Annotated in this window: 21 protein-coding genes; 2 read left to right on the top strand and 19 right to left on the bottom strand. The window is 48.7% G+C overall.

All coding sequences use genetic code 11. The features are described 5' to 3' along the window. Positions 1-43 precede the first annotated feature (43 nt). Positions 44-2,443, top strand: coding sequence for a glycoside hydrolase family 31 protein (locus tag FPG75_RS23480; protein ID WP_143310485.1), 2,400 nt, complete (start codon positions 44-46; stop codon positions 2,441-2,443). A gap of 640 nt (positions 2,444-3,083) precedes the next feature. Here FPG75_RS23480 and FPG75_RS23475 read toward each other — a convergent pair. The 19 genes from FPG75_RS23475 to FPG75_RS23385 form a co-directional block, all read right to left on the bottom strand. Beyond that, the gene (locus FPG75_RS23475; RefSeq protein ID WP_143310484.1) at positions 3,084-3,680 is read right to left on the bottom strand and encodes a toxin-antitoxin system YwqK family antitoxin; all 597 of its coding nucleotides are present in this window, start codon (positions 3,678-3,680) and stop codon (positions 3,084-3,086) included. Positions 3,681-3,789: 109 nt separating this feature from the next. Further along, entirely contained in the window at positions 3,790-4,695 is a 906-nt protein-coding gene (locus FPG75_RS23470; RefSeq protein WP_143310483.1) for a DUF4382 domain-containing protein, read from the bottom strand. Between the two features lie 214 nt (positions 4,696-4,909). Continuing rightward, positions 4,910-6,826: a 1,4-alpha-glucan branching protein GlgB gene (gene glgB, locus FPG75_RS23465; protein WP_236652885.1), complete on the bottom strand. Its 1,917-nt coding sequence runs from the start codon at positions 6,824-6,826 to the stop codon at positions 4,910-4,912. 136 nt (positions 6,827-6,962) lie between these two features. Then, complete coding sequence (locus tag FPG75_RS23460; protein WP_143310481.1) at positions 6,963-8,705, bottom strand: DEAD/DEAH box helicase; 1,743 nt, start codon at positions 8,703-8,705, stop codon at positions 6,963-6,965. Between the two features lie 83 nt (positions 8,706-8,788). Then, a complete protein-coding gene (gene rimO / locus FPG75_RS23455) occupies positions 8,789-10,096 on the bottom strand; it encodes a 30S ribosomal protein S12 methylthiotransferase RimO (protein ID WP_143310480.1) in 1,308 nt (435 codons plus the stop codon). Between the two features lie 224 nt (positions 10,097-10,320). Further along, positions 10,321-11,199: a cupin-like domain-containing protein gene (locus tag FPG75_RS23450; protein ID WP_143310479.1), complete on the bottom strand. Its 879-nt coding sequence runs from the start codon at positions 11,197-11,199 to the stop codon at positions 10,321-10,323. Between the two features lie 189 nt (positions 11,200-11,388). After that, positions 11,389-12,351: a signal recognition particle-docking protein FtsY gene (gene ftsY, locus FPG75_RS23445; protein ID WP_143310478.1), complete on the bottom strand. Its 963-nt coding sequence runs from the start codon at positions 12,349-12,351 to the stop codon at positions 11,389-11,391. A 209-nt stretch (positions 12,352-12,560) separates the two neighbouring features. Beyond that, a complete protein-coding gene (locus FPG75_RS23440; protein ID WP_143310477.1) occupies positions 12,561-12,734 on the bottom strand; it encodes a DUF4295 family protein in 174 nt (57 codons plus the stop codon). 69 nt (positions 12,735-12,803) lie between these two features. Continuing rightward, positions 12,804-12,986 carry a 50S ribosomal protein L33 gene (gene rpmG / locus FPG75_RS23435; RefSeq protein WP_143310476.1) on the bottom strand — a complete coding sequence of 61 codons (183 nt, stop codon included), beginning with the start codon at positions 12,984-12,986 and terminating at the stop codon, positions 12,804-12,806. 29 nt (positions 12,987-13,015) lie between these two features. Then, a complete protein-coding gene (gene rpmB, locus FPG75_RS23430; protein WP_073086206.1) occupies positions 13,016-13,252 on the bottom strand; it encodes a 50S ribosomal protein L28 in 237 nt (78 codons plus the stop codon). Between the two features lie 193 nt (positions 13,253-13,445). Next, entirely contained in the window at positions 13,446-14,033 is a 588-nt protein-coding gene (locus tag FPG75_RS23425) for a carboxymuconolactone decarboxylase family protein (RefSeq protein WP_143310475.1), read from the bottom strand. Positions 14,034-14,111: 78 nt separating this feature from the next. Then, complete coding sequence (locus FPG75_RS23420) at positions 14,112-14,666, bottom strand: peroxiredoxin (protein ID WP_143310474.1); 555 nt, start codon at positions 14,664-14,666, stop codon at positions 14,112-14,114. A 395-nt stretch (positions 14,667-15,061) separates the two neighbouring features. Continuing rightward, positions 15,062-15,967, bottom strand: coding sequence for a serine hydrolase (locus tag FPG75_RS23415; RefSeq protein ID WP_143310473.1), 906 nt, complete (start codon positions 15,965-15,967; stop codon positions 15,062-15,064). A gap of 63 nt (positions 15,968-16,030) precedes the next feature. Next, the gene (gene bshB1 / locus FPG75_RS23410) at positions 16,031-16,759 is read right to left on the bottom strand and encodes a bacillithiol biosynthesis deacetylase BshB1 (RefSeq protein WP_143310472.1); all 729 of its coding nucleotides are present in this window, start codon (positions 16,757-16,759) and stop codon (positions 16,031-16,033) included. A gap of 30 nt (positions 16,760-16,789) precedes the next feature. Continuing rightward, positions 16,790-17,293 (bottom strand): hypothetical protein, encoded by a 504-nt coding sequence (locus FPG75_RS23405; protein WP_143310471.1) that lies wholly within the window; start codon positions 17,291-17,293, stop codon positions 16,790-16,792. An 18-nt stretch (positions 17,294-17,311) separates the two neighbouring features. Further along, the gene (locus FPG75_RS23400) at positions 17,312-17,863 is read right to left on the bottom strand and encodes a DUF4294 domain-containing protein (RefSeq protein WP_143310470.1); all 552 of its coding nucleotides are present in this window, start codon (positions 17,861-17,863) and stop codon (positions 17,312-17,314) included. Between the two features lie 150 nt (positions 17,864-18,013). Continuing rightward, positions 18,014-19,018 carry an alpha/beta hydrolase gene (locus FPG75_RS23395; protein WP_143310469.1) on the bottom strand — a complete coding sequence of 335 codons (1,005 nt, stop codon included), beginning with the start codon at positions 19,016-19,018 and terminating at the stop codon, positions 18,014-18,016. 138 nt (positions 19,019-19,156) lie between these two features. Beyond that, positions 19,157-21,637, bottom strand: coding sequence for a cytochrome c biogenesis protein CcsA (gene ccsA / locus FPG75_RS23390; RefSeq protein WP_143310468.1), 2,481 nt, complete (start codon positions 21,635-21,637; stop codon positions 19,157-19,159). Positions 21,638-21,724: 87 nt separating this feature from the next. Further along, entirely contained in the window at positions 21,725-22,123 is a 399-nt protein-coding gene (locus FPG75_RS23385; protein ID WP_143310467.1) for a cytochrome c maturation protein CcmE domain-containing protein, read from the bottom strand. A 194-nt stretch (positions 22,124-22,317) separates the two neighbouring features. Here FPG75_RS23385 and FPG75_RS23380 point away from each other — a divergent pair, with 194 nt between their 5' ends. Then, the gene (locus FPG75_RS23380) at positions 22,318-23,361 is read left to right on the top strand and encodes an agmatinase family protein (RefSeq protein ID WP_143310466.1); all 1,044 of its coding nucleotides are present in this window, start codon (positions 22,318-22,320) and stop codon (positions 23,359-23,361) included. Positions 23,362-23,370: the final 9 nt, after the last annotated feature.

Below are 23,370 nucleotides of genomic sequence, written 5' to 3'. Positions count from 1 at the left end.
TTGAGCGCATTGTTTTACGCACCAGGATCCTGAAATTGAGATTATGCAAGTTGAAACCTCGTCAAGTAAATATTCGGCCAAACATTATCCGGACAGTATCCGGGCATGGAAAAAGGAAGGTAACTACTTTTGTTTTTATACAACTGAAACGATCCTGGAAGTAAGGGTGATCTCCGACAAGATTATCCGTTTCAGGTATGCCGCAGATGGCACTTTCCAGCGCGATTTCTCCTACGCTACCAGCGATACCCTGGAAGAATCGCCCATCTCTTTTGGCATCCGTGAGTTTGAAGAAACCTTTGAGATCTATACTGCCGCCCTGAAAGTGTTCATCGCGCGCGATAACCTGCGTCTCACCATCACCGACCCCGAAGGCCGCGTGATCAACCAGGACGAGATGGGCTTCCACTGGCAACATTACCTGCAAAAAGGCGGCAAGATCGTGTATTGCAGCAAACTGGTTCAGGAAGATGAATGCTTCTACGGACTGGGCGACAAACCCACAGAGCTGAACCTTCGCGGCAAACGCCTCGAGAACTATGGCACCGATGCTTATGGCTATCAGAAAGATACCGACCCGCTGTACCGCAACATCCCCTTCTATTACGGATTGCACAAGGGTGTGGGCTATGGCATCTTCTTCGATAATACTTTCCGCACCATCTTCGACTTCGGCAAGGAACGCCCCGATGCCTGCAGCTTCTGGGCGCGCGGCGGAGAGATGAACTACTACTTCATCTATGGTCCCGAACTGTTGCAGGTGGCAGAAGCCTATACGAAGATCACCGGTACGCCCGAACTCCCGCCACTGTGGGCGCTCGGCTATCATCAATGCCGCTGGAGCTATTTCCCCGACAAACGTGTTAAAGAAGTAGCCGCAGAATTCCGCCAGCGCAAAATTCCCTGCGATGTCATCTACCTCGACATCGATTATATGGAAGGCTTCCGCTGCTTCACCTGGAGCAAGGAATACTTCCCCGATCCGGCAGGCCTGATCAAAGATCTCGCCGCGCAAGGCTTCAAGGTGGTCGTGATCATCGACCCGGGCATCAAAGTGGACCCGGATTACGCCATCTACCAGGATGGGCTCAAGAACAACTATTTCTGTAAACGTGCCGATGGCGCCCTTATGGAAGGCGATGTATGGCCCGGCAAATGCGTATTCCCGGATTTCACCAATCCTGTGGTGCGCGAGTGGTGGGCCTCCCTCTTCAAAGGGCTCGCCGAAACCGGCGTGCGCGGTGTATGGAACGATATGAACGAACCTGCCGTTTTTGAAATGGGCACCTTCCCCGAAGATGTGCGCCACGACTACGACGGCGAGGAAGTGAGCCACCGCAAAGCGCATAATATCTACGGCCACCTGATGAGCAAGGCCACCTCCGCAGGCCTCAAGAAATACCTGATGCCCAACCGGCCCTTCGTGATCACCCGCTCCGCCTATGCAGGCGCACAGCGCTGGTCCTCTGTTTGGACCGGCGACAACGTATCCAGCTGGGAGCACCTATGGCTGGCCGCTGTACAGTGTCAGCGTTTATCCGTTTCCGGTATATCCTTTACCGGCAGCGATATCGGGGGCTTCATCGGCGAGCCTGATGGGGAACTGTACACCCGCTGGATCCAGCTGGCTACCTTCCACCCGCTCATGCGCACCCACTCCGCCAGCAACGAAACAGGCTTTAACCAGGAACCCTGGAGCTTCGGTGAAAAATATGAACAGGTATGCAACAAGTTCATCTCTTTGAGATACCGCCTGCTGCCCTACCTCTACACCACTTTCTGGCAATATGCCGCCAAAGGTACGCCCATGCTGCGCCCGCTGGCATTCGTTGCACAACACGACGAAGCCACGCATAACTGCACGCACGAGTTCATGTTCGGCGATGCCCTGCTGATCAGCCATGTGAGCGAAGCCGGCATGAAAGAAAAAGAAGTATACCTGCCCGCCGGCCAGTGGTATTATTTCTGGAACGACAAACCCTATGCTGGTGGCCAGATGACAACAGTCGGCACGCCGCTGGAAGAAATGCCGCTCTTCGTAAAGGCCGGCGCCGTAGTGCCGCATTACCCGGATATGCAATATACCCAGGAGAAAACCATTGAAGAGATGATCCTGCACGTATATTACGGCGTAGAAACAGTGAAGAGCGTACTGTATGAAGATGCCGGCGATCATTACGGATACAAGAACGGACAATATAATATCATCCGCTTCAAACAACAGTCTACCACCGATCAGCTGCACCTGAAAAAGAAGTTCTATATTAACTATGAAGCTTCGTATACCCGTCACCGTGTGATCGTGCATGGTCTGCCCTTCAAACCGGCCACTGTAACGGTAGACGGCAAAGCGCTGGTACTGGCGGCCGATAGCTTCCTGGCAGACAATACAATTTCATTTGTGGTAGACAAAGACTTTGAAGACCTGGTAATGGCTAGGTAACAAGGCAGTTGGGAAAGAAATTAGGCATTCAGATAGAGATCCGGCGCCGTTTTCATAACCTATGCCAACTTTAGAGTACATCAAAAGTAATAGCTTGTATGCTTATCTCAAAGCCTTAAACCACAATGAACAAAATGAACAGATCCGTTAACATCTAATCAACAAATGTGGCGGCGTTCATTTTATTTTTATCGGCTCAAACTGGCTACAGTTGTACATTTGCAGTTAAAAAAACCATTTAGCATAAACAAAAAAGAAAACCGGGGATCCCCGGTTTTCTTTTTTGTAAATCTACTTTTTGCAAAATTTTCTTATCGTATACAGACGGAACGATGTGGGTCAGTAAAATATTGATAGAAAGAATATTGACATCAAAGCACAGAATACGAGAAAAATAAATACACCTCTGAAAAGTATCTCGATACGGTCTACGTTATAGTCAATGTTATTCAGTTCCTGACGGTTTTCAGCGTGATGGATGCTTAGGCTTTTCATACAAACAAATTAAAAGGATTATACAATAAAACAGTGCGGTCGCGTACCGGGGCTATAAGGTTACATCCTCTTAAATGAAAGTACAACAAAAAAAGCTAAAATGGATAAATCTTTTTATTCATTTTGCCAGCATCCCCGTTCATTTTCATCCTTTCTTCTTGCGCTTGGCCGCTTCTTCATGTGGCAGATGCACCGGCGCCGGCTTGCTGGCCGGGGCTGCAGTAGTATCGGTATCCCCCATTTCCGCTGCGGTAGACACTTCCCCGCGGTTGTAGTACTCCTTCACCATCTGCCCTGTTTCTTCATCGTACATTTTCCAGAGACCATGTTTGACGGAATTACCCATCCTGACGATCTCTGTTGGCGTTTCCTTATCAGTAACCGGATCGATCACCATCACCGTATCCCGTTGCCCTTCTATCTCGGTAGCTATGTAACGGCCTTCTGCACTGCGTTTCCCGTTAGGGTAATAATATTTGCAGTAGCCGTCCAGCACATTGTTCTTATACGTTTCTTCCGCAATCACGAAACCCGCCGTGGTCGTCTTTTTCCAGACGCCTTCCTTGCGGCCGTTCTTATAAGTGCCCTCCCAGGTGTAGCCTGGTTCCCCTCTCAACTCTCCCACTTCTTCTATCCAATATCCCTGCTTGCGATGCTGCGCATCCCGCTGGTTGCTCTTTTGCTGGGCCATCGCCGGTATGATCATCCCCAACAGTAATAAGAGGAAAATAAGTTTTTTCATTTGATCCGCTTTTGTCACAAGTTATATATTTTAAACATATATCCGGACAAAAAACAGCCGGCTCCAAGGTACAATGGGCCGGCTGTTTATAATAAAACGTTTTATTCAGCTATTTATGCAGCTTGATATCACCGAGGTTGGTATCTTTTCCTCTGTCGATAGTTACGTTGCTGATAGTAGTGTCTTTATAACCGCCGGATGCATTTACAAATACATTCCAGGTACCTACTTTCAGGCCGCGAACTTTGAAGTAACCTTCTCTCCAGGGCAGTGCATACAATGTATCTTTGTTAGCATTGTAAACAGATACTACCGGGAAAGCTTCTGCCGGCGTGATGCGGCCAGACAGGCTACCCATTTTCACGATAGTGAATACATTGATCCAGGGTCTGAGAATGAATTTACCTTCCCAGGTTCTGATGATAGAGCGCTGTACATCGAAATCCAGCCACAGTTGCAGGTTGTCGGCACTCAGCTGATCCCATTCTGTGTGACGCACACGAACGATGATCTTGCTTTGTCCGGCTACAGATACGAGCGGATAAGTAACGCCGTTTTTCACGAGGGAGTTGTTACCACCCACAGTGATACGGATCCTTTCCATTGTACCTTTTTTAACGAGGCCACCAGCGAGCAAGGTGTCGGCGCCGTTACGCAGCGTCAGCAGGTCATACACACCCGGATGAATTGGTAATGAATCCCAAACCTGGCAGGAATCAGCTTTTCCTTTTTTACCATGGTCGTCTTCATCCCATCCGCAGCGATCTTTGTCTTCCCAGTTGTCGTCTGCATCCTTACCGCAGGTGTCCACTAATACCTCTACTTTACGGATATCGAGCAATACTTTGTCGAAAAAGCCCGGATCATCGGAGAGGAAGAGGCTTACTTTCTGCTGGTTAGCCGGAATGGGCTCCTGTGTGCTGGAGTTATCCTTTTTACAGGCGTACATCAGTGTGGCACAGGTAACAGCTATCGTTGCCATTAAAAGCCCCGGCTTGCGGAGAGTGTTTTTCATAAATGTTGATGGTTTTTAAATGCAAGTAATGATTATAATTTTTTAAAGTATCTGGTTGAAAAATACTTGTCTTTATAGAACGCCCTGTCTGCTCTCTTATTGCTATCGCTGGCGCTCTATAATAGATGAGGCCGGGTCTTAAAAGTTTAAATCCCCCGGAAAAAAATTCCCGGGGGATCAGCTATTTTTTAATTATATATTAAAGATGAATGAATTATAAAGAATGATACTGTAATATCGTTGCCCCCAAAGGCGGCACCCGGAGCGAAAGCGTATAGTCCTTCCCGTTATATAGTTGTTTTACGGCAGTTTGCATACCTGTATTCACCACGCCGCTACCATAATATTTAGGGTCATCGCTATTGAGTATCTCCTGCCATTGCCCGCCCAGCGGCACTCCCACGAGATAGCCCTCCCGGGGAACCGGCGTCATGTTCAACACCACCAGCAACACATCATCCGGCCGGATACCTTTACGCAGGTAAGCCAGCACACAGTTGTCATAGTCGTTCACCGTGATCCATTCAAATCCTGCTCCGTCGAACTGCTGCTCATACAAAGCCGGCGAGCCGGTATACAGCTTGTTCACATCTCTTACAAAATCCTGCAAACCCTTATGGGGCGTATATTTCAGCAGATGCCAGTCCAGCTCCGTCTTGTAATTCCATTCAGACGTTTGCCCGAACTCATCTCCCATAAACATCAACTTCGTTCCCGGATGCGTGAACATATAACTATACAACAGGCGCAGGTTCGCAAACTTCTGCCAGTCGTCGCCAGGCATTTTATATAACATGGGCGACTTGCCATGCACCACCTCATCATGACTCAGCGGCAGCATGAAGTTCTCGCTGAAAGCATATACCACGCTGAAAGTAAGGTCATTCTGATACCATTTGCGGTGCACGGGGTCTTTCTTGAAATAATCCAATGTATCGTTCATCCAGCCCATCATCCATTTCATGCCAAAGCCCAGGCCTCCCATGAATGTAGGCCGCGACACGCCATAAAAAGAAGTGGATTCTTCTGCAATGGTCTGTACATCCGGAAACAGCGCGTAGATCGTTTCATTGAGCTTCTTCACAAAACTGATGGCCTCCAGGTTTTCATTGCCGCCCAGCTCATTGGCTTCCCAGGCGCCCTTATCGCGGGAATAATCCAGGTGAATCATAGACGCCACCGCATCTACCCGCAAACCATCTGCATGGAATTTGTCGAGCCAGAACACCGCATTGCTCAACAAAAAGGAACGTACTTCATTGCGCGCATAATTAAAGATATAACTGTTCCAGTCAGGATGATAACCCTTACGCATATCCGCATATTCGTAGGTATGCGATCCGTCGAAGCGGAAAAGGCCATGGCTGTCGTACGGAAAATGAGACGGCACCCAATCCAGGATTACGCCGATGCCGGCATGATGGAAGGCGTCGATCATCTCCATAAAATCCTGCGCAGTGCCAAAGCGGGAAGTAGGGGCATAGTAGCCGGTAAGCTGATATCCCCAGGAACCATCGAAAGGATGTTCCATCACGGGCATCAGCTCCACATGGGTGTAACCCATATCTTTCACATAGGGCACCAGCATGGAAGTGATCTCTTTATAAGAATAGAACCGTTCATGATCGGCAGGATCAGGCTTGCGCCAGGAGCCGAGATGCAGTTCATATACGGAGTAAGGACTATGCAGGGAATTGTGTTGTTTACGTTGTTGCATCCACTCGGCATCTTTCCAATTATAGTCGAGCGAATGCACGATGGAAGCGGTTTTGGGGCGTAGCTCCCACATATGTGCGTATGGGTCGCCTTTAAAAAGTTCTTCGCCGCTGTTGGAGCGGATAAAATATTTATAGAGAAATCCAGCCTTGACACCCGGCACAAATCCTTCCCAGATGCCGGATTGATCCCAGCGTGGAAAGAGCGTGTGACTGTAGCGGTCCCACGAATTGAAGTCTCCGGTTACGGCTACGAAAGCTGCATCCGGCGCCCATACGGAAAAGTAGGTGCCTTCTTCCCCGTCGAGGGTCAAGGTGTGCGCACCGAATTTTTCGTATAGCCGGTAGTGTGAGCCCGACTGAAAAAGTGCAATATCTGCTGATGTAAAGAGGGAAAAGGGTATAACGGATGGCATAACGCGATAAGTATCTCCGGTCATAAGATCTTTTATTGGGTGTCTGGATGTTAACAAGATAGTTTAAATTTCGCGAAATGATAAAAAAGAAAAAGGCGCCTGTGGAGGCGCCTTTTTCTTTCTATAATAAGCGGGTTTAGAATTTACGCTTGAACGGTGGTTTGGAGCCGCCGGAAGATTCGCGTCTGTCGCCACGGGGCCCACCTTCGGACGACCAGCGTTTGCGCGGGCCATCGAAACTGCGTCCACCGCCGCCACGGCTACGTTTGTCGCCATCCTGCGACATTTCAATCCTCACGGAGCGGCCATTGTATTCTACCTTCTTGAAGGCCTGGGTCACTTTATCTACCACATCATTTTCAACTTCAAAGAAAGAATATACGCCTTTCAGATCGATGCGGCCAATCTTGTTACCACGCACACCGGTATTGTCGCAGAGGTAGCGGAGCATATCGCCGCGGTTGAAATCGTCCACAGAACCGAGGTTGATGAACAGGCGGGTAAACTTGCCGCTGCCCCTGCTGCCACGGTCTTCGAAGGAACGTTTTTCTTCTTTCACGTTCAGGTCCGGAGCATCCTGGTAGTATTCCAGGAACTGGTTGAATTCGAGAGAAGCAAAGCGTTTGATTAACTCTTCTTTGCTCATGGAAGCAAATTCTTCGTTGATGCGTTCCAGGTAGGGATCGATCTGTTCTTCGTTCACGGTAACGTTGTGTACGCGGTGAACGAGGGCGAACAGTTGTTTTTCACATACGGCGAAACCATCCGGCACTTCGGCTTTGGTGAATTTCTTGCCGATCACCCGCTCGATCTGACGGATCTTGCCGATGTCGCGGCTGCTGATGATGGCGATCGATACGCCGGATTTGCCCGCCCTGGCGGTACGGCCGCTGCGGTGGGTGTAGTTCTCTACGTCGTCAGGCAGTTCGTAGTTGATCACGTGTGTAACGTTGTCAACGTCGATACCACGGGCGGCCACGTCTGTCGCTACCAGCACCTGGAGGGCTTTTTCGCGGAAACGTTTCATTACCTTATCGCGCTGTTGCTGCGTCAGGTCGCCGTGCAGGGCATCGGCATTGTAGCCGTCTTTGATCAGTGATTCCGCGATCTCCTGTGATTCGATCTTCGTACGGGTGAAGATAATACCAAAGATATCGGGGTTGTAATCCACGATACGTTTGAGGGCGGCATATTTTTCACGCGGACGAACCACGTAGTATTCATGTTCAATATTGGCGTTACCGCTGTTCTTGTTGCCCACAGTGAGCTCGAACGGATCTTCCATGTACTTCTGTGCAATGCGGCGCACTTCCTGTGGCATGGTGGCGGAAAACAGCCAGGTAGTTTTTTCTTCCGGTGTGTTGGAGAGGATGCTGTTGATATCTTCCTGGAAGCCCATGTTGAGCATTTCATCCGCTTCGTCGAGTACGGCGTAGCGTACGTTTTCGAAGTTGATGGCGCCACGGTCGATGATATCGAGCAGGCGGCCCGGGGTAGCTACCACGATGTGCACGCCTCTTTTCAGTTCACGCAACTGCTGAACGATGCTGGAACCTCCATAAACGGCTACGATACTTACATCGCCAAGATATTTGCTGAAGTTCTTCAGATCGTTGGTGATCTGCAAACAGAGTTCGCGTGTAGGGCAAAGGATCAGCCCCTGAGGTTTGTGCAGTTTCACGTCGATCTGTTGCAGCAGTGGCAGGCCAAATGCCGCCGTTTTACCGGTGCCCGTCTGGGCAAGGCCTACAAAGTCACGGTCTCCACTCAACAATACGGGTATCGCTTTTTCCTGGATGGGGGTTGGGGCAACAAAGCCCAGGTCCGTAATCCCCTTCAAAATAGGCTCTTGTAAGCCCAGTGATTCAAATGTTGTCATTGATTTGCATTGATCAGGCTCCGTCGGGAACCTTATGTATAAGCTCCTAGCTGTTGGCTATCGGCTGTTAAATTTTTTCGTTCTTACACCAGCTCGCCTTCGAGGTCGTAGTCAAATGCCTTGGTGATGCGCACTTCCACAAAATCGCCGGGTTTCAGGCGCCTGGTGGTGTTGATGATCACTTCATTGTCCACTTCCACTGAATCAAATTCAGTGCGTGCAAGATATCTGCCGGATTCTTTCTTATCTACAATTACCTTAAATACCTGGCCTATCTTCTCCTGGTTCTTCTCCAGCGAGATCTCCTGTTGTACTTCCATGATCTCCTGTGCCCTTCTCTCCTTTTCTTCTGCCGGCACATTATCTTCCAGCGCATAGGCGCTGGTGCCTTCTTCGTGGCTGTAGGTGAATACACCCACCCGGTCAAAACGCATTCTTTCCAGGAAGCCTTTCAGTTCTTCCACATCGTCTTCCGTTTCACCAGGAAAACCGGCGATGAGCGTGGTGCGCAGGCAGATGCCCGGCACTTTCTCCCGGATGGCATGCACCAGGGTTTCGATCTCTTCACGGGTGATCTGGCGCTTCATGGCCTTCAGCATCGCATTGGACGCGTGTTGCAGCGGCATATCGAGGTACTTGCAGATGTTCGGAAATTCGTTCATCACATCCAGTATCTCCATCGGGAATTTGGTCGGGTAAGCATAGTGCAGACGGATCCACTCCAGGCCTTTCACGCCGGCAAGCGCGCGCATCAGGTCACCCAAACGGCGTTCTTTATAAAGATCGAGGCCATAATAGGTCAGCTCCTGCGCGATCAGCATGATTTCTTTCACACCGGAATGCACCAGTTTTTCGGCTTCGGTCACTATCGCTTCAATCGGCTTGGAAACGTGCTGGCCGCGCATCAGCGGGATCGCACAGAAAGCGCAGGTACGATTGCAGCCTTCTGCGATTTTCAGGTAAGCATAGTGAGATGGAGTGCTCAGCAATCGTTCTCCGATCAGCTCTGCTTTATAGTCGGCATCGAATTTCTTGAGGATCAGCGGCAGTTCCATGGTACCGAACCAGGCGTCCACACCTGCGATCTCAGACTCGAGGTCGCCGCGATAACGTTCGCTGAGGCAGCCCGTAACATATACTTTGTCGAGCTTGCCGCGCTCTTTCAACGATACCTGCTCCAATATCGTGTTGATCGATTCTTCTTTGGCTTTGTCAATAAAACCACAGGTATTCACCACTACTATATTATGATCGCGCTTTGCACTTTCATGCACTACATCGATGTCATTGGCCAGGAGCTGTCCGCTCAGAACCTCTGAATCTACCATGTTCTTGGAACAACCAAGTGTAATAATGTTAACCTTGTCTTTCTTTAAAGTTTTCGTCTTCAAGGGCGAATGTTTTAGAGTATGCGGTTCAGTGCATTCCCTGAACCGCTTACCGCCACGAAGACACACAGACACTAATTGAATAAAACAGCAGACTTACTGTACGTGACTTGAGCCTTAGTGGGGGTTGAGTAAGGAAGGTGCAAAGGTAACAAAAAGAATTGATAATTATGAAATTTAAGATAAGCGATTGCAAGTGAAGGATTTGTAACCGCTTATCTCAGGCCTCAGGCATGTAGATTTGCCAGCGCCTTATCGGCACGTTCACGCGCCAGCTTGCGTTTATAATGGTACCACCATTGCGGGGCCATCTTGATCATCAGGTTATTCATACCCCGCAGGCCTACAATATGATAGAGGCCATTGAGCTTGCCGGTGAGCGATTGATCCAGGGCGCGCAGGCTCATGGCAAAACCGCTGTCCATATATTCCATATGGTGCCAGTAGCCGGCCGGCATGAACATCATATCGCCGTGCTCGAGGATAGTGGTATACCCCTGGGCATGGTTCAGCGCCGGGAACTGTTCCGTATCCAGCTTCTCATGCCAGTTCACAAAATTGGCAGCGCTTTCCACTGTAAAGGGCATGCGATAAATAAAAGGCGACTGCTTATTCTCCAATAGCAACACTCTTTTACGGCCAATGAACTGGGTATGGAAGATGTGCGACAGGTCAATATCGTAATGCATGTGGGCTACCGAGCCCGCCCCGCCAACAAAGAGCATGGGGTATTTTTTGAGAAAACCTTTGGCCAGCTGATCAGGCCAGGTAAAATCTTCAACCAGCTGCGGGGCATGCTGGAAGATATTGAAGAGGAAGATGCGCAGCTCCACAGGGCCACGCTGGATCATGTCCAGGTAGTCGCCGAAGGTGATATAATCATCCGCACCGTTCACCAGGGTGTTGGCGCCAGCCCGCTGATTGTTATAAACCCCTACTGTTTTGTCGCCTACTATGGACTTAAAATAATCCCAAGTCCACTTATTAAAGGCTGGCCAGTTTTTGCTTAAACCCGAAATAACAACTGGTTTGCGCGGCTCGTAATACTTCTTTCTGAATTCCTCCGGTGTAATGTTTTCAACTCGATCTATGTTTGTGATGATCATAACTACGAATTGTTAAATTAGGGTACAAAAAGGCTACTTCTATAAAATCAAATTTAAGTAAAGGCAGGTTTTAACACAAGTTACAAAAACCGATCCGGGGAGTGGAGCGCCCGGATCAGTTTCGTTTAAAGTAAAATTTCAAATAACTATCAATCAGTTTCTCAAACGTTCATTACAGCATATTCGTTATCAGCTATTTAGGCTGAAGAGAGAATCTACAAATGCTTCTTTATTAAATACTTGCAGATCTTCCATTTTTTCACCGATCCCGATATATTTTACCGGTATTTTGAACTGGTTGGCGATGGCCAGCACGACCCCGCCCTTGGCGGTACCATCCAGTTTGGTGATGGCAAGCGAGGTCACTTCTGTGGCGGCGGTAAACTGGCGGGCCTGCTCTACTGCATTCTGGCCGGTGGAACCGTCCAGTACCAGGAGCACTTCGTGTGGCGCGTCAGGGATCACTTTTTTCATCACGCGCTTGATCTTGCTCAGCTCGTCCATCAGGTGCAATTTGTTATGCAAACGGCCGGCAGTATCGATGATGATTACGTCCACGTCTTTGGCGGCGCCGCTCTGCACCGTATCGAATGCTACGGCGCCAGGGTCGGAGCCCATTTGCTGCTTTACGATGGGCACGCCTACCCGGTCGCTCCAGATGGTCAGCTGGTCTACTGCCGCAGCCCGGAAAGTATCTGCCGCACCTAATAACACGGATTTACCGGCCTTCTTAAAGTTGTAAGCCAATTTGCCGATGGTGGTGGTTTTACCAACACCATTCACACCTACTACCATGATCACATAAGGCTTTTTATCGGCGGGCACATCGAAATCGCGGAAGCCGCTATCGGGCGCATCTACCAGCAGTGCTGCAATTTCTTCTTGCAACATCTTGTTTAATTCACTGGTTCCCAAATATTTATCCTTAGCTACACGTTGCTCAATACGGTCGATGATCTTTACGGTAGTATCCACGCCAACGTCGGCAGAAACGAGGGCGTCCTCGAGGTTATCGAGCACTTCGGTATCAACGGTAGACTTCCCCGCGATAGCCCGGCCGATCTTGGTGAGGAAATTCTCTTTGGTCTTCTGTAGTCCCTGATCCAGGCTTTCCTTCTTCTCCCGGGAAAATAATTTATTGAAAAAGCTCATAGTACGTTTATTGGGTACGGGTGTTATGCCCCGTTTTTAATTGCATTAATCACATGCGGTATCCAGGTCGCTAAAATACGTCTTTTGTGTTAACATTTGTTGGACCACACCAATAATGTAGAGAACATGTGCATTACTACAGACCGCTAACAACACAAAAAGCCGTCCGTTTAACGGGACAGCTTTTCAGTATGATTAGTAAAGCCGAATTACTTAGCGTTGATGTGCTCCTGCACTTTATCTTTGTGCACGATCGCTTCTTTAAAGGTGTAAGCACCAGTTTTAGGAGAACGTACAGCTTTTACTACTTTCGTCCACACCTTAGCGTCAGCTGCTGCTTTAGCATCTTTCACTTTCGCGTTCTTGGATGTTCCTTTTGCCATGATATGTATTGTTTTTATGGTCAAATGGCTATATGGCTTTGCAACAAGCCATTAACCACGAACAATTAACTATTTAATTTCTTTGTGTACAGTCACTTTTCTCAGAATAGGATTGTACTTTTTCAGCTCCAGACGTTCCGGAGTGTTCTTCTTATTTTTATTAGAGATGTAGCGGGAAGTACCAGGAAGACCTGAGTTCTTATGCTCAGTGCATTCCAGGATTACCTGCACTCTATTACCTTTTTTTGCCATTTTGTATACAAATTAAGTGAGTCCTAGAATTAAATTTCCTGACCAGCTGCACGCAATTCCTTCACTACTGCATACAAACCTCTTTTGTTGATGGTTCTCAAACCGTCAGCAGATACTTTCAAAGATATCCATTTGTCTTCTTCCGCCAGGAAAAAACGTTTTTTCTGCAGGTTAGGCAGAAACCTTCTCTTTGTCTTGATATTGGAGAAGGAAACATGGTGACCTGTAATCGGCTTCTTTCCTGTCACCTGACATACTCTTGCCATGATCTAAAAATTTAGGAATGCAAAAGTCGGACTTTTATGCGGATTTTGCAAATATTATTAAATGAATTTATTAACAAATTTGAAAAATACTGCCTGCAAAGGCATTCCGACACCAAGACCCACTCCTGCATCAAATTGACAATCAAATAGTTAGGAGCAAATTTCACATCTGTCCCCCAACATTTTTTATTTCTTATAATAATACCACCAGGCTACGCAACACGGCTCCTAATCTTACCGCGTCGAGTACACGTTGCGGTTCGGTGCCATGTTTTACCACAGCTTCTTCATGGGAGGTAACGCACATTTCGCAACCGTTCAGCGCCGATATCACGAGGCTCAGCAGCTCGAAGAACTCTTTACCTAATACCGGGTTAGCCATGATGCTCATCCGGATACCGGCCGGCGTGCTAGTATAAAACTCCTTGTTCACGAAATGCCTGAAGCGGTAAAATACGTTATTGGCATTCATCAGGGAGGTGCAGCTGATCACCTCAGCGATTTCCTTGTCGGTAGCGCCTTCCTGCTGTGCGAGCTTTTCAAAAGCGGCCTGCAGGGCCTGGTGCTTTTCGTTTACCGCAACTGCCACGCCAATGAAGTAAGCCTCTTTTTTAGAAAGGGTGGCTGCTCCCAGCGAGTTAGTCACGTTGATCTTCAGATCTTTCAGATAACGGGCATCAGCCGTAGCCAGTGCCTGTAATTTATCGGATGCCTGCGCGCCTGCCAGTCCTACAGACTCCAACAGTTGTGCTACGGTATCCTGGTTAGTAGTTGCAAACATAATTGCGGTTGCTTTTAAAGTACGCCGGGCCGCTGGAAACGGCCCGGAGAAACTTATATATAAATAAATCGGGAAAACTTAAGCAGTGAGGGTAGCTTCACCTTTCTGCCAGTTGCAGGGGCACAGCTCATCTGTTTGCAGCGCATCCAGTACACGCAGTACTTCTTTCACGCTACGGCCTACAGACAGGTCGTACAAAGACACCCAACGAACGATACCCTGAGGATCTACGATATAGGTAGCACGGTAAGCAACTTTCTCGTTCGCTTCGAGGATACCCAGTTCAGTGGCGAGGGATTTGGAAGTATCCGCCAGCATAGGGAATTGCAGGCCACGCAGGTCTTCATGATCTCTTCTCCAGGCAGCGTGAACAAATTCGCTGTCGGTAGAAGCACCGATCAGTACTGCATCACGGTCAGCGAAGTCCTGTGCATGTTTGTTGAATTCGGCGATTTCGGTAGGACAAACAAAAGTGAAGTCTTTAGGCCACCAGAACATCACCATCCATTTGCCGGAGTTTTTCAGTTCTTCGGAAGACAGTTCATAGAACTCTTTACCTTTCTCAATGGAAACAACAGCCGTTTTTTTGAATTCGGGAAACTCAGACCCTACGGATAAGATAACATTTTTCATGATGCTATTATGATTTTTGATTTACAGACAATCCTTAAAAATAATTTCCGGCGCAAAGATCACTTTACCTTCATTATTAATCAAATAGATTTTTAAGATGTGACATTGAAATTCTCTATATATAAGCTTTTTCAGTGCGGCCCGCCATATACTTAAAAAAGTTATTGTTGAGGTAACATTTTTATGGTATTTCCGTAACAATTTGGCACGTTATTTAGTTATATAAGCGGATCTAATTTTAAACCGAATGGAGATGAAAAAGAAATATATTTTTCTCGTGATCATTACGATAGGACTTGCTTTGATTCCGTTTATCAAAAACAGCATCATCAAACAGGATGAATTTGACGCTACCAGAGATCTGTTCATCTGATGTTTAGCGGGTCCATTGCCGTTCAGAAAGCCCCCATTCCGGGGTCAGGGCTCCATGTGCTTTCAGGTTCGTAATGCTTCCATATAGCAGCGCCTACCTTCCTCAGCAGCTGCCAGGCTTCGTTATCCCGTTTCCAACTTTGATCCGCATTGTTTTTGGTAGTGATACAATATATATAGTCGCCATGCGGCGCATTTACCATAATCACTTCGGAACGTACCTCATCCACTGCGCCATTCTTCGACGCTGTTCTCACATTTGGCGGTACTTGTAATACCCCTTCTGTATCCCAATAATTGCGGGTAAGGTTGCGGTACATCCGCTCGCTCGCCGCCTTGCTGATCACTTCTCCCTTATATATCTTCTCCATCAATGTGGCCATTTCGCGCGGGGATGTCTGGCCCCAGCCAAATACTTTCCGGATCGCTTCCCTGCCGGGTGTGCGGGAGTTGACGCGCGTATTCACAAAACCATTCGACTCCAACCACTTGTTGATCTCTGTGCCGCCGCCAGCAAGGGATTGCAGCCAAAGGCTGGCGGTGTTATCGCTCATGGTGAGCATGAGCATCACTACTTTATCCAGGTAGATCTGTTCACTGTCTTTAAACGATCCCAATATATCTTCTCCTGCATATAACAACGAATCGCGGTAGCGCAGCAGCTGGCGGTATTGCAGCTCCCCTTTGGCTATTTTGTTGAAAACGCCGATCAGGATAGGTATTTTAACCATGCTGGCGGTGGGGAACACTGAATCGGCATTGATGGCGACTGTTTTTCCGGAAGGAAGATGATGTACGTAGATGCCCGCCTGGCCATGAAAGGACTGCAACATGGGCGTGAGGATGTCGGCAAGCTGCTTGTCGGTTTTCTGGGCGTGGAGGCTGGCGCAGAGCGGCAACAACAGGAGCAGCAAAAGGGTCTTTTTCATACGTGGAAGTTTTATTTGTGTTTCATTCCCTGGCGCACCACAGCGCACCAGGGAATGAAATGTTTACGTTACTTCATTGATCAGGTCCGCGAAGTTGCGGATACCGATCTTCTTGGCCGACGTATAGCCTTCAGCGTAGGCCACTCCTACCATCTTGCCGAGCATCTTGGCGCGGTACACCACACTGTCGAAGAAGCCTTGCGAAGAGATATACGTTTGCGGCTCGTTATCTTTCGGCGCCAGGAACTGTGAGCTGAAACTCTTGATAGCCTCCAGTTTGCGCTCGATCACGGGGGTGATATCCACTATAAAATCCGGTTCGAGGTAGCGGTCCTGCAGGAAGTGGAACACCTGTTTGGGACGCCATGCGGCTTGTGGCTGGCCATCGAGAAAGGTCTCTACTTTCCGGAGACCTGCCAGGAAGCAGCTGTCGGCGATAAGTTGCGCGGCGCGGCCATGATCCGGGTGGCGGTCTTCGATGGCATTAGCCAGTACAATATCAGGCTGATATTTTCGTATAGCCGTGATAATAGCCATTTGTTCTTTTGTATCGTTGCGGAAAAATCCGTCGGCGAGGCCGAGGTTTTCCCTGATGGCCAGGCCCATCACTTCTGCGGCAGCCTGTGCTTCTTTCTCGCGCAGTTCAGGCGTGCCGCGGGTACCGAGTTCTCCACGGGTAAGATCTACCACGCCTGTTTTCATGCCTTGCTGCGCGTGTACCATCAATGTGCCGGCACATCCCAGCTCTACATCGTCGGGGTGTACGGCTATCGCAAGTATATCCAGTTTCATATTCGAAAAAATTGAGGGAGCAAAGATAGGTCAATCTTCGGAGCTGGAAATAAATACGCCTATCTCACAGTCCTTGCCAGGCTGTTTTTCCTGCAAGGGCTTGCCGGACAATATTTCCAGGCCACGGAAAGTTTTCATATCTATTGCGTATAGCCGTGAGCCGTTAGTAGGCGTCGCCTGCTTGTTATTGACGAAATAACAGAACGCGGTATCGGTACCATGATGTTTACGCAGGAGGCTATCGTATGCGGGCGACTGACTACTCAGGAATTTCCTGATCCGGTTGCGCGCAAAGGTGATCGTTTCTACATACACCACTCCGTTTTCAGCACGGGCTCCATATTTTGCCACTGTTTTAGGGCCGGCTCCTTTTGCAACAGTGATGATGGCGATCTGGCTGGGCGCCATCTGTTGCAGGGCGCCCGATGCCACTACGGCGCTATCCAATACAAAAACAGGATCGTTATCACTTTGCGATTGTGCAAAGGCGTGGCTGGCAGCAAACAAAAATAAGGCAGTGAGTAAATGCTTCATGTTGACGAAGGTAGCCAATTAATTATAGGCGCGGTAGTGTTGGTACATTTCAAGTTCCTGGACGATCACCTCGATATCTTTATCTTCCTGTTTGTCATATTCACTTTTGAGGTTACCACCGAAGAAGAAAGCCACCGTTTGCCAGAGGCGGGCATTGAAGCCGCCTTTCAGCTCCTTGATGATATCATAACAGTTCTGTCCTGTTTCGCGGTTGATCAGTTTCATGAGCACCTTGCCCTGATATACAGAGAGGTTCTGTAGCTTATCGCCAAACTGGGCTTTGAGTTCTTTTTCTTTGGAAGCGAGGTATTCTTTGCGTTCTCTTTTGCTGGAAAGTGTGGCCAGGTGCATGTTTACATCCTTCAATACCCTTGCGGCAGATTTAGCATAGGGATATGTTACATATACCGCATTACGCAAACGGCTCCAGCGCTCCTGTTGTTTGCGGATGGCGCGCGGCATCTTATCTACCACATCAAAAATCGCTAATGTAATCACGGGGATAGTATCGTGCCCAACCACGATGGCATGCAATGCAATGGAGTCGGCGCCATGGGCTTGCTGGGCCATGGCCGTGCGATGGCACAAGGTTATGCCAAACAACAGGGATAAAGAAAAAAGAATCTGTTTTAACCGACGCATACCACTTTTAACGCTACTTGCATGTGTAATGTTACCACAAGTTAAACAAAGATTTCAGATTTATCAGCATCCGCTGCGCTATTCCTGTAGCGGCTTCATTTTCAGTTTATTGACCGCAAAATCTGTGATCGCTTTCTCTACCGAAGGTACATCTTTGCTGGTAAGATAGCTGCCGATCACATGTGCGCCCGCATTGGGTATGGCGATCGCTTCTTTAAGACTGTCGGGCGTTCCGAGCTGCTTTTCCATGTTAAGTATCGCAGATACTTTTACGGTAGGATCCTGGTGTTGTTCATCTTTATAATAATAAAGATTGAGCACCGGCTGGTGTATCTTCTTAAATGTCTCTTCCGTCATTGTGGTCTCGAGCAGGTTTTCGAGTTGCACCACAGCTTCGAGGCGGTAGCTGTTATTCCAGTATTGCGCATGTACGCTATTGGTGTCGTTGGAGCGGCGGAAATCGCCTTTGGATGCAACCCTGGCCAGTTGCAGGCCCCAGGGGTCGTTGGCAAGGAAGGCGAGCTTGTCGTTGATGGCGATATTGGGCGACATATTGATCACGGCATATACATCATTCGGAAACGCCGCAGCGAGTTGCAGGGCAAGCGTACCGCCAGTGGAGGTACCCATCACGATCACTTTTTCACCCAGGGCCTTGCCGATGCTGAGCGCGGTTTTGGCATCTTCCCAAAGGCCGGTGGCAGTCATATGCAACAAAGGATCCGAGGTATCGATGCCGTGGCCGTCGAGGCGCGACAGATAAAGGTTACAGCCGAAACGCGCTGCGAAATTGCGGTGCACCGGATCGCCTTCTTTCTGGCTGGCAGAAAAACCATGCAGGTATACTACTGCGTAAGGTGTTTTATGATGAAGGGAATCGGCCCAAACGATGCGGGCCTCATTATCAGGCTTGAGGTGATGGGCCGCTTCCCGCTGGCTGATAAACTGTTCCAGCGCTGTTCCCGCCTGGGGCACCACGGGCAGGGTGTAGCTATAAACGGGCGTGGCAGGCTTAGGTCCCAGCAGGACAAGGGCAGTAAGAGCGGCTATAACGATCAGGGCTATACGTAACCATCTTCTCATAAAAAAATCCGGATTTTCAGATGAATGAATTTATGTATTCAGGTATAAAAGGAAACAACTATTTCAGGAATTAATAATCATTTCACTTCGCCTGCTCCATATCCATACATCGGAAAATCCGGATCAAGGATGCTGTTATTATCTTCTCACACGCTGCCAGATGCTCAGGGCCGTACCAAAGATGGTGATCAGTACGCCTATCCACAGCACATTGATGTAAGGGAATACCAGTGCTTTCATCACCACGTAATCATTGAAGGTAGCAGCTTCTTTCACCTTCAGCTCGATCTTGTTATCTGCCGGCATGATCTTGCTGAAACGCACATTGAGGGCCAGCGGCGCGAGGGTATCTTCCACGCTGTATTGATAGCTGCTGTCGCGGATGAAGTAGATCGGTTGCAGTTTGAAGTGATCGTCTGTTTGAGTATATACTTCGAGCTCCGCGCCCACTGCGAGATCGCCGGCTTTAGGCGCGTAGTTGCGGTTCTGTGGTTTGGTGTTCAGTCCTTTCAGCACAATGAAACCTTTGGAGAAGAAAATAGAATCGCCCTGTTTCACTTCGTGTGCCACATATTTGGAAGTATCTGATTTCGCATCTTCTTCCTTGTTGGGAGCGCCGGTCACATAGGTGAAGATATCTTTGGTAAGATAGTGGCGGGAAGAAGGATTGGAAGAAAGGCTGTTTTCTTTTTTATTGACGAAAGCATCCGGGTAGAGGCTGAAGCGTTCCAGCACATTGCCGGTGGCTTTGTCTCTCCTTTCGTAGCGCGTTACATAATATACTTTCGGATCGCCGGCAGCGGTGGAGTCGCCTACGTAGGTAACGTGATAGTCGCCCATCTGCACCGGCATATTCTTGGGCAGCATGATGTTTTCGCGCGGATTCTGTTTGCTTTCTTTCCGGAAAAATCCATCTCCCAACATCTTCATCTTATCGATCGAGATCACTTCTTTTTTGGCAGAAGAAATGAGCGCGCCAAGTAACACGAGACCGAAACCGATATGGGCTACGGAAGCGCCGGCATTTTTTATTTTGCCTTTCAGGCCGGTGAAGATATAGCCAAGATTGCCTACCACTGCGTAGATGCTGGCGAAGAGCATCAGGTAGATGGCAGTGAGGAAACCGGCGCCATAGTCGCTGTACGTGATGTTTCCTTTCCAGATGACCAGCAGTGTGAGCGCTAATGAAATGATGGTAGGCGGCAGCAGTTTTTTAGTGAGCTGGCGGCGCGGCGTATCCTTATATTTCATGTATTGTACGATGGCAGTGAGCACGCCCAGTACAATGGCGATCCATATTTGTATCTTGTTATAATGGAACATCACATCGGAGGGCGGTGCGAGGTCGTCCAGTTTGAACAGGCTTTTCAGGCCGGTGAAGTTGAGCAGTTTGTTCCATACGGGGATGGAGGTGGTGAAGGTGATCTGGATTGCTGCAATGAGCAGGATCAGCGAGCCTACAAACAGCCAGAACTCACGGGAATAGGTACTTTCTTCTTTACGGTCGCCGGGTATCTCCTTTCTCCTCGCGATCATCATCGCGAAAGAAGGTATGGCGAAAACGGCCATGAATACGAGCAGCTGGCCGCTCATGCCGAGGTCGGTGAAGGAGTGTACGGAAGTATCGCCCAGTACGCCGCTCCTGGTGAGGAAGGTGGAGTACAGGATCAATATAAAGGAGATGATGAAAAAGAACATGGTGGATTTGAGCGCATGCCCGGTAGATCTGAAAGCCAGGCAGGTGTGCAGACCGGCCACCATGGTGAGCCAGGGCACGAGGGATGCGTTCTCAACAGGATCCCAGCCCCAGTAACCGCCGAAGTTGAGCGATTCATAGGCCCAGGCGGCCCCCATCATGATACCGGTACCGAGCAGCATGGTAGCGAAGAGCGCCCATGGCATGACGGGTTTGGTCCAGCTGGTGTAATCGCGGGTCCAGAGGCCGGCGAAAACAAAAGCGAAAGGCACGATCATAGAGGCGAAACCGAGGAACAGGATGGGAGGATGTATCACCATCCAGTAGTTCTGCAACGTAACGTTGAGCCCATTACCATCTTTGATGAAGCTGAGGTATTCCGCTTGCTGGAAGATAGGCGCCATCTGGTTTTCTTCGGCCTGGCGCAGCAGCAGGAAAGGATTGCTGCCCACTTTATAACCGAGGATAAAAATGCCGAGCAACATGCTGCTCATCATTAATTGTGCAACGGACATGACCGACATCACAGGCGCTTCCCATTTACCGGAAGTGCGGATGAGTACCAGGCCCAATATGCTGTTCCACATACTCCAGAGCAGGAAGCTACCTTCCTGGTCGGACCAGAGGCTGGATAAAAGATATTGATAGGGCAAGTCGCGGGAGCTATTGCGCCAAACATATTTGTATTCAAAAAGGTGGCTGTGCAGAATATAGTACAGTATTGAGAAGACGGCCAGTACGGCGGCGGATTGTACCACGAAAGCCCAGCGGGCCAGTGATTTCCAGGATGTCTTTAATGTTTCTTCCTTTACAGTTACAGTGCGGTAATAGGCTACAGTGGCTACCATCGATGCCACGAATGACAATACGGCGAAGAAATGGCCCAGCTGGCCCGGTAATAAATGTTCCCCTACAAACTTCATAATAAATATTTAGGGATTTTCGATTTTTTGATTTAGGAATTTATGCCCACATAAATTCTTAAATTCAAAAATTCGAAAATCAAAAAATTACATTGTTTTCGTGCCCATTGCCACCTGGTCGTTCTTGTATTTGGACGGGCATTTCATGAGAATCTTGTTGCAATGGAATTCGGCGCCTTCCATTTTTCCGGTGAGGACCACAGATTCGGCTTTTTCGAAATCGGTAGGTTTGGCGCCGTAGAAAACGACGCGGCGGGTTTCGCCGGTTTTATCTTTTACGTAGAAGCTGAACAGGTTGGCATCTTTTAATGGATCATAGCTCATCACTTGTGTGGTATCCAGTTTGCCGATCACATGGAACTCCTTCCCTTCTTTCTGGCGGGCAGTAGCAAAGGTTTCATAGGTGCTGAAATCGCCTACCATAGTAACGATCACGCCTATTGCCACCGCAATAACCACCAGCAGAATAATATTTGTTTTTTTCATATGAAAATTATCTACCAAGATTTCGCCCCGACGGGGCTTTATTATCTACCCTCTTAATTGATCCGCAAAATTAACGCAAAATGACTTGTGCAAGATACTTTTTACATAAAAGGTAGACGATGTTCGCAAAAAAAGATCGCTTACATCAGAAGAATAGTATCTTTGCGCCGAATTTAGAAAAGTAAGACGCTATCATGACTGATTTATCTCAATTTGACCCTAACTCAGTGGGCTTGCTGTCGAACAACATCTTCGGCCTGCCATTTTCAGAAGAAGATGCCAAACTGGTGCTGCTGCCCGTTCCCTGGGAAGTAACCGTATCTTATAGCAATGGTACGGCCCGCGGTCCGGAGCACATCTTCAGGGCTTCTTTACAGGTAGACCTTTACGATGCAGACGTAAAAGACGGCTGGAAACAGGGCTTCTACATGCGCGAGCCAGATAAACACCTGCTCCTGCGCAGTGACTACCTCCGCAAAGAAGCAGAACTGTACCTGAAATTCCTGACAGAAGGTGGAGATATCTCAGAAAATGAGTTCCTCAAAAAAACGCTGGTAGACGTTAACAATGGCACCCGCGCTATGAATGAATGGGTGTACAACCAGACCCGCGACCTCCTCGCGAAAGGCAAGCTGGTAGGCCTTGTTGGCGGCGACCACAGCACGCCGCTCGGCTACTTCAAAGCCATCGGCGAACATAAAGGCGATTTCGGTATCCTTCAGATCGACGCACACTGTGACCTGCGCGATAGCTATGAAGGATTCAAATACTCACATGCTTCCATCATGTTCAACGCCCTCGCAGAAGTGCCACAGCTCAAAAAGCTGGTACAGGTGGGCATCCGCGACTATTGCGAAGAAGAAGTAGATTATATCAATGATCATGCTGACCGCGTGAAAACTTTCTTCGACAAAGACATCAAAGAAAGACAATTTGAAGGCGAGACCTGGAAGGCTATCTGCGACAGCATTGTAGCGGAATTACCGCAACAGGTGTACATCAGCTTCGATATCGACGGGCTGGATCCCAAGTTGTGCCCGCATACTGGCACACCAGTGAGCGGCGGCTTTGAAACAGAGCAGATATATTATCTCTTCAAGCGTGTATTGGCCAGCGGCCGTCAACTGATCGGGTTTGACCTGAATGAAGTGAGCGCCTCTCACGACGAGTGGGATGCCAACGTAGGTGCGCGTGTGCTGTTCAAGCTCTGCAACCTGCTGGTGAGCGCTCATTCCTAAACGATACGT

This window comes from Chitinophaga vietnamensis (genome assembly GCF_902167635.1).
Classification (GTDB): Bacteria; Bacteroidota; Bacteroidia; order Chitinophagales; family Chitinophagaceae; genus Chitinophaga; species Chitinophaga vietnamensis.
Note: the sequence above shows the minus strand (reverse complement) of the source record. Positions and strands in the feature narration are given on the sequence as shown.

What these genes read in the sequence shown, in the direction of transcription:
- glgB (WP_236652885.1), bottom strand. Translation starts at nt 6,826, where the DNA reads ATGCCATCCGTTATACCCTTTTCCCTCTTTACATCAGCAGATATTGCA.
- bshB1 (WP_143310472.1), bottom strand. Translation starts at nt 16,759, where the DNA reads ATGAAACTGGATATACTTGCGATAGCCGTACACCCCGACGATGTAGAG.
- rpmB (WP_073086206.1), bottom strand. Translation starts at nt 13,252, where the DNA reads ATGGCAAGAGTATGTCAGGTGACAGGAAAGAAGCCGATTACAGGTCAC.
- FPG75_RS23460 (WP_143310481.1), bottom strand. Translation starts at nt 8,705, where the DNA reads ATGACAACATTTGAATCACTGGGCTTACAAGAGCCTATTTTGAAGGGG.
- FPG75_RS23420 (WP_143310474.1), bottom strand. Translation starts at nt 14,666, where the DNA reads ATGAAAAATGTTATCTTATCCGTAGGGTCTGAGTTTCCCGAATTCAAA.
- FPG75_RS23475 (WP_143310484.1), bottom strand. Translation starts at nt 3,680, where the DNA reads ATGAAAAAACTTATTTTCCTCTTATTACTGTTGGGGATGATCATACCG.
- FPG75_RS23415 (WP_143310473.1), bottom strand. Translation starts at nt 15,967, where the DNA reads ATGAAAAAGACCCTTTTGCTGCTCCTGTTGTTGCCGCTCTGCGCCAGC.
- FPG75_RS23400 (WP_143310470.1), bottom strand. Translation starts at nt 17,863, where the DNA reads ATGGCCCAGCAAGCCCATGGCGCCGACTCCATTGCATTGCATGCCATC.
- FPG75_RS23380 (WP_143310466.1), top strand. Translation starts at nt 22,318, where the DNA reads ATGACTGATTTATCTCAATTTGACCCTAACTCAGTGGGCTTGCTGTCG.
- FPG75_RS23440 (WP_143310477.1), bottom strand. Translation starts at nt 12,734, where the DNA reads ATGGCAAAAGGAACATCCAAGAACGCGAAAGTGAAAGATGCTAAAGCA.
- FPG75_RS23450 (WP_143310479.1), bottom strand. Translation starts at nt 11,199, where the DNA reads ATGATCATCACAAACATAGATCGAGTTGAAAACATTACACCGGAGGAA.
- FPG75_RS23395 (WP_143310469.1), bottom strand. Translation starts at nt 19,018, where the DNA reads ATGAGAAGATGGTTACGTATAGCCCTGATCGTTATAGCCGCTCTTACT.
- FPG75_RS23385 (WP_143310467.1), bottom strand. Translation starts at nt 22,123, where the DNA reads ATGAAAAAAACAAATATTATTCTGCTGGTGGTTATTGCGGTGGCAATA.
- FPG75_RS23470 (WP_143310483.1), bottom strand. Translation starts at nt 4,695, where the DNA reads ATGAAAAACACTCTCCGCAAGCCGGGGCTTTTAATGGCAACGATAGCT.
- FPG75_RS23480 (WP_143310485.1), top strand. Translation starts at nt 44, where the DNA reads ATGCAAGTTGAAACCTCGTCAAGTAAATATTCGGCCAAACATTATCCG.
- ftsY (WP_143310478.1), bottom strand. Translation starts at nt 12,351, where the DNA reads ATGAGCTTTTTCAATAAATTATTTTCCCGGGAGAAGAAGGAAAGCCTG.
- ccsA (WP_143310468.1), bottom strand. Translation starts at nt 21,637, where the DNA reads ATGAAGTTTGTAGGGGAACATTTATTACCGGGCCAGCTGGGCCATTTC.
- FPG75_RS23405 (WP_143310471.1), bottom strand. Translation starts at nt 17,293, where the DNA reads ATGAAGCATTTACTCACTGCCTTATTTTTGTTTGCTGCCAGCCACGCC.
- rpmG (WP_143310476.1), bottom strand. Translation starts at nt 12,986, where the DNA reads ATGGCAAAAAAAGGTAATAGAGTGCAGGTAATCCTGGAATGCACTGAG.
- FPG75_RS23425 (WP_143310475.1), bottom strand. Translation starts at nt 14,033, where the DNA reads ATGTTTGCAACTACTAACCAGGATACCGTAGCACAACTGTTGGAGTCT.